Raw genomic sequence first — 6,329 nt, forward strand, 5'->3', positions numbered from 1 at the left:
TACCACTAGTATTTTGTATTTGTAACTTATCTCCACTTAAATCTCTATCACCTTCAAGAGCTCCTATAACGATTTTTGCATTTACATTACCAGTAGGTACAGTTTGAAAACCATTAAAATCAATGTCAAAATCATTTTCACTACTTGTAACATGGGCATAACCATCAAATAGAGCAATATTTTTAGCAGGCATCATAGGGCTTTCATAAACGAATACTATCTGCCAACCACCAGAAGTTCCTGTATTTCCACTAGGGTGAGCCTCAACACTTCCTGTTTTTGCTTCTACATTGGCAACTTGGTATGTTCCGTATGGATTTGTTAAATTTGTTACAGCAGTTGTTATATCTTTTACACATATATAGGGATCATTACTAAAATGAGAGGTTTCATCTCTCCCTCTAAATATAACATCATCAGCGGTGAGTGTAGAGTATAATGTTTGCCCAGGCAACATTAATTTAACATCATTATAATTCCAATTAGCTTGGTTTTCAGAATTTAAATTCGAGTTAGGCTCTTTGTCTGCTGCTGCCCAATATAAAAGAACTTTTTTTATTGTTAAACAACTTAACGTTGGTTCAGGGTTTACAAAGTTCGCATTACTTGAATTAAAAGTACTGTTATCACTATCTATATCTACATATACATTATCTGTAAAATCATGATTTCCGTCACTACCAGTATAATTGCCAGTAGCAGATCTAGATAACATATTGTTAGCAATTATTGTAACATCTCCATTAACCGTTTCATTATAACGAGGTGTAAAAGAAGTTTTGACTTGAGCAACTATATCAGAACAAGTTAATAGTATTACTAACACTACTAATAACTTAACGCTGGTTTGTCTATAATTTTGAGTTGTTTTTATTGGTATCATTTAGTTTACATTTTTAGGATCTTGAATAAAAGAAACTATGTTTACTAATTGTTTTTCTTTTGATGATGAACTGTTTAGGAAAACATTACTGCAATTCCATGTTGATAATTTTGCATTAGCAAAGGCAGTAGTTTTTACATAAAACTGAGCCTTTTGTTTTGGAGCAACCGTAATGTTTTTTAACTGCTTTTTTTTAGAGGTGTCGTAGAACTCAAATTTAAAACCTGAATGTGCTTTATGATTATCATTTTTACAAATAATATCTTCGACATTAATAGTATATGTCTGTGTATCGTTAGTGTTATTCTCTACCTGAAGAAGGTAGTGATGCACTTTTTCGCTATTAGGCGTATCACTCCCTTTAATTATAGAGAGTTTAAAATTGTCTTGACTATATGCTAATTGTAAATTAACAAATAAAAGGATTAAAATGAGTAATGGTCTTTTCATATTCTATTATTTAATGTGAACCATATATAGTACACACATGAATTTTTTAATTTAATATGCTATAAAAACATAAACCTAAATTGTTATATTTAAGGAATGGACTTAATGGTATTATATATCAGGGTACATTATAACTATAGATAAATAATAGAATTGTAAGTCAAGTTGTTAATAGCAGCACTAATGTAAATACGAATTTACTTTTGCATCAAATAAAAGAGTTAAAGGACATATATACTCGATATAAAGTATTGGTATTTAACAAATTTAGATTAAGGGTTGCTAAAAATCGATGAACGGTATGAAAATTTTACATTTGGTAAGACACGCTAAGTCTTCTTGGAAATATAACCTAGAAGATCATAAACGACCATTAAAGAAAAGAGGGGTGAATGATACCTTTTTGGTGTGTAATTATTTAAAAGATAGTTGTTTAGATGTTGGTTTAATCTTGTCTAGTGATGCATTAAGAGCTAAAGCTACTGCCGAGCTTTTTGTTGAGCATTTAAACCTAAATCGAATAAGTTTTCAACTCGAAAATAGGTTGTATGATTTCTCTGGAAATGCATTAATGAACGTTATTAAACATTGCGATGATTCTATCGATAAACTGATGGTGTTTGGTCATAATTATGCCATTACAAATTTTGTAAACGCCTATGGTAGCTTAATAATAGAGAATGTGCCTACTTGTGGCTACATAGAAATTCATTTTGAAATAAATTCATGGAAAGAATTAAAAAAGGGGACTACTATTAAAACAGTATTTCCAAAAGATTTAAAATAGTCATTACAATAGGGTATATTTGCTTAATTATTGAATAAATATGGTTAAAAATAATCCTAATAACATCTATATTAATAGAGAATTAAGTTGGTTACAATTTAATGCAAGAGTATTACAAGAAGCTTCAGATAGTAGTGTACCTTTAATTGAGAGACTTCGTTTTCTAGGTATTTTTTCAAATAACCTAGATGAGTTTTTTAAAGTACGATATGCTACTGTAAAGCGTATTGATTATGCAGGTAAAGGGGGGAAAAATCAATTAGGCGGTATAAAAGCATCCGAGTTACTAGATGTAATTACTCAAACAGTTATTAAACAACAATCTCAAAGTTTAAAGATTTTAAGTGATATTCAATCTCATTTAGAGAATGAAAATATATTCATTATCAACGAAACGCAAATAACTAAAGCACAAAGTACATTTATAAAAAATTATTTTATTCAAAATGTAAGTCCAGCTTTGGTTACTATTATTTTAAATGAAAACATTGAAATTCCCAATTTAAAGGATAGTGCAGCTTATTTAGCAATAAACATGACTTTAGATTCTAATGAGCATCAATTTGCTTTAATAGAGATATCTAAAAATATGGATCGTTTTATCGTTTTGCCTGAGGAAGATGGTAAAAACTACATTATCATGTTAGATGATTTATTGCGTTATTGCTTAGATGATATATTTAATATTTTCAACTATAAATCCATAAGTGCTCACATGATAAAAATCACTAGAGATGCAGAGTTAGATCTTGAAAGTGATTTAAGTAAGAGTTTTATGGAAAAAATAAGTAATAGTGTAAAGGGAAGATTAGATGGAGAACCTGTACGGTTTGTGTATGATAAAACTATAGATCGAGAGACGCTAAACTTTTTAATGGATAAAATGGGGATAGAATCTACCGATAGTATTATACCCGGTGGGCGTTATCATAATAGAAGAGATTATATGGGGTTTCCTAGTTTAGGAAGGAAAGACTTACTTTATGATAAAATAGAAGCATTGCCTATTAAAGGTCTGAGTTTACAAAGTAGTATTTTTAAGGCTATAGGAGAAAAAGATTATTTACAATATGCACCTTACCAAACATTCTCATATGTTGTTAAGTTTTTAAGAGAAGCAGCTTTAGATCCTAAGGTAAAAACAATTAAAATAACTATTTATAGGTTAGCTCAAGTATCTCACGTAGCAAGTTCATTAATAAATGCAGCTAAGAATGGTAAAAAGGTTACTGTTTCTATGGAGATACAGGCAAGATTTGATGAGCAAGCAAATATAGACTATGCAGAACAAATGCAGCGAGAAGGGATAAACCTTATATTTGGAGTACAAGGATTAAAAGTACATAGTAAAATGTGTGTTATTGAGCGAGAGGAAAATAATAAAATTAAGCGATATGGTTTTGTAAGTACAGGAAACTTTAACGAATCTACAGCTAAAATTTACACAGATTATACTTTGTTTACTGCTAATCAAAAAATTCTTAAAGATTTAAATAAAGTATTTAGCTTCTTTGAAGTTAATTATAAAATTTATAGGTACAAACATATTATTACTTCTCCCCACTATACCCAAAATTCGTTCTTTAAGTTAATAGATCAAGAAATTTCTAATAAGAAAAAAGGAAAACCAGCCTATATAAGACTTAAAATGAATAGTATCTCTAGCTATAAAATGATAGATAAGTTATATGAAGCTAGTAGAGCAGGAGTAAAAGTGCAAATGATAGTAAGAGGAATTTGTTGTTTAATTCCAGGAGTGAAAGGGATGAGTGAGAATATTGAAGTACTAAGCGTTATAGATAAATTTTTAGAACATACTAGATTATACACCTTTTGTAATAATGATAATCCTAAAGTATACATATCTTCTGCAGATTTTATGACACGTAATATTGAAAATAGAGTAGAAGTAAGTTGCCCAATATATGACGAAGATATTAAGCAAGAACTTATTGATACTTTTAATATATGTTGGAGTGATAATGTAAAAGCTAGAATTTTAGACGAATCACAATCTAATAAGTATAAACAGAACAATGAAGAAAAAGTAAGGAGTCAATTTGCAACCTATAATTATTTAAAAAAGAAGTTAGAAAATTAGAATGCTTAAAATTCAAAAATATGCTGCGATAGATATAGGTTCCAATGCAGTTAGGTTACTTATATCTAATATTATAGAAGAGAAAGGAAAAGCAGCCAGATTCAAAAAAAGTTCGTTAGTAAGAGTGCCTATTCGTTTAGGGTCTGATGTGTTTTTAAAAGGTAAAATCTCTAAAGAAAACACACAACGTATGCTAGATACTATGCAAGCGTTTAAATTACTTATGAAATCTCATAAAGTGCAAAAGTATAAAGCATGTGCAACTTCTGCAATGCGGGAAGCAACTAATGGACACTCGGTTGCAAGTGCCATATTAGAACAAACGGGTATTACTATTGATATTATTGGAGGAGAGGAAGAAGCAGCAATAATTGCAGCAACAGATTTACATCGATTTATAGATAAAAATAAAACGTATTTATATGTAGATGTAGGAGGCGGAAGCACAGAATTTACAGTAATACATAATGGAAATAAAATAACATCTAGATCTTTTAAAATAGGAACCGTAAGGCTTTTAAACGATATAGTAAAAAAAGAAACTTGGATTGATCTTGAATTATGGATAAAAAATAAAACTAAAATATATGATAAAATAGAAGTTATAGGATCTGGAGGGAATATTAATAAAATATTTAAAATTTCTGGGAAAGCTTTAGGAAAACCTTTAACCTATTTCTATTTAACATCATATTATAATATGTTACAAACCTACTCTTATGAAGAACGTATCTCTGAGTTGGATTTAAATCAAGATAGAGCAGATGTAATTATACCAGCAACTCGAATCTATTTATCTGCAATGAAGTGGAGTGGAGCAAAAGATATCTACGTTCCAAAGATAGGATTAGCAGATGGTATTATAAAAAGTATGTATAATGATACAATACTAAGTCATACACAGTTAAAATGATGCATTTTATCTTATTATTATTAGATATATACTAAAATAATATATATTAGCTTTCAATTAAATTAATCAAACAAAAAATAAGAAACTAATTATTATGAAAAAAACAATACTCTTATTAGCTTTAGTTCTTTCCGCTTTCTATGGATTTTCACAAGATTCCAAAACAGGAGTTAGAATTGGTTATAATATTTCTAACTTAGATTTCGATCCAGAAGTACCAGGTGGAATTGAAAATAGACACAGAAATGGTTTTGCTATTGGTTTTTTTGGAGAGTATAGTTTATCTAAAAGTATAGCTATTGCTCCAGAAATTCAGTTTTCAGCAGAAGGAGCTCAAGAAGAAGCTTTACGTATAGATTACATTCAATTACCTGTATTTTTTAAATATAAAATTAGTGATTTATTAGCTATAGGATTAGGACCTCAAGCTAGTTTAAAAGCACACTCTTTTGAAGATGGGCTGCAAAACATATCTTTCTCGGGGTTAGCAGGTATAGAGTACATGTTATCAGATAACTTTTTCTTAGATGCAAGATACTCTTACGGGTTTACAAATATTTTTGATGATGAAGTTGGGCTAGATGCCTCTAACACTAATATCCAGATAGGATTAGGAGTAAAGTTCTAAACCAAACCATATATAAACCAAAAGGCCTATACATATTGTATAGGCTTTTTTTATTCTAATATTTCATAATTAAAATAAGTTAATATAATATTAACTTATACAGTTGTACAACAATTAAAAAAACTGTATAGACTAAAATTAATATTTATAGAGTTAAATTAACACATAAAAAACACGTTGATTTGATATGTCTGTTTTTAAAAGAAATTACAGCTATTTTTTTGTAGATTAGTATATTGTGGTATATTAATTGCACTATAATTAGTATGAAAACAAACGATAAAATTATGCATAAACTAATAATCACTAAAACTTTAATCTTTAGCTTCTTTATTGTTAGTCACTTTAGTATGGCGCAAGAAGAGTTGCCTATAGAGCCAAATGGAGAAATTGAAGTTATTGGTGAATTGCAAGATAGTATGTTGCAAAATTTACTAGAAGTTAAACTTAATAGCAATCCGAAATGGAAAAAATTAATAAAGAATAAAAAACTGTCAGTTGGTATTGTAGATTTAAGCGATGTAAACAATGTAAAGTATGCAGGTATTAATGATAAGCATATGATGT

At 29.0% G+C, this 6,329-nt stretch carries 5 protein-coding genes and 2 pseudogenes; 5 read left to right on the forward strand and 2 right to left on the reverse strand.

What is annotated here, in order from left to right:
* Together ACVC2P_RS13525 and ACVC2P_RS13530 are read right to left on the reverse strand one after the other, a co-directional pair.
* A pseudogene (locus ACVC2P_RS13525) lies at positions 1–883 on the reverse strand (hypothetical protein); the annotation flags it as partial.
* A complete protein-coding gene (locus ACVC2P_RS13530) occupies positions 884–1,333 on the reverse strand; it encodes a hypothetical protein (protein WP_452598987.1) in 450 nt (149 codons plus the stop codon).
* Positions 1,334–1,634: 301 nt separating this feature from the next.
* On the opposite strand from ACVC2P_RS13530, the gene ACVC2P_RS13535 reads away from it, so the two are divergent.
* The 5 genes and pseudogenes from ACVC2P_RS13535 to ACVC2P_RS13555 all read left to right on the forward strand — a co-directional run.
* Positions 1,635–2,120, forward strand: coding sequence for a SixA phosphatase family protein (locus tag ACVC2P_RS13535; protein WP_452598988.1), 486 nt, complete (start codon positions 1,635–1,637; stop codon positions 2,118–2,120).
* A 40-nt stretch (positions 2,121–2,160) separates the two neighbouring features.
* Positions 2,161–4,221 (forward strand): polyphosphate kinase 1, encoded by a 2,061-nt coding sequence (ppk1, locus tag ACVC2P_RS13540; RefSeq protein ID WP_452598989.1) that lies wholly within the window; start codon positions 2,161–2,163, stop codon positions 4,219–4,221.
* A 1-nt stretch (position 4,222) separates the two neighbouring features.
* Positions 4,223–5,134, forward strand: coding sequence for a Ppx/GppA phosphatase family protein (locus ACVC2P_RS13545; protein ID WP_452598990.1), 912 nt, complete (start codon positions 4,223–4,225; stop codon positions 5,132–5,134).
* 94 nt (positions 5,135–5,228) lie between these two features.
* Positions 5,229–5,762, forward strand: a complete 534-nt coding sequence (locus ACVC2P_RS13550) for a porin family protein (protein WP_452598991.1) — start codon at positions 5,229–5,231, stop codon at positions 5,760–5,762.
* Positions 5,763–6,049: 287 nt separating this feature from the next.
* Positions 6,050–6,329 (forward strand): annotated as a pseudogene (locus ACVC2P_RS13555) (serine hydrolase); the annotation flags it as partial.

It is taken from the genome of Pontimicrobium sp. MEBiC01747, from assembly GCF_053601635.1.

Coding starts and splice junctions, on each gene's coding strand:
- ACVC2P_RS13530 (WP_452598987.1), bottom strand. CDS start 1,333: ATGAAAAGACCATTACTCATTTTAATCCTTTTATTTGTTAATTTACAA.
- ACVC2P_RS13535 (WP_452598988.1), top strand. CDS start 1,635: ATGAAAATTTTACATTTGGTAAGACACGCTAAGTCTTCTTGGAAATAT.
- ppk1 (WP_452598989.1), top strand. CDS start 2,161: ATGGTTAAAAATAATCCTAATAACATCTATATTAATAGAGAATTAAGT.
- ACVC2P_RS13545 (WP_452598990.1), top strand. CDS start 4,223: ATGCTTAAAATTCAAAAATATGCTGCGATAGATATAGGTTCCAATGCA.
- ACVC2P_RS13550 (WP_452598991.1), top strand. CDS start 5,229: ATGAAAAAAACAATACTCTTATTAGCTTTAGTTCTTTCCGCTTTCTAT.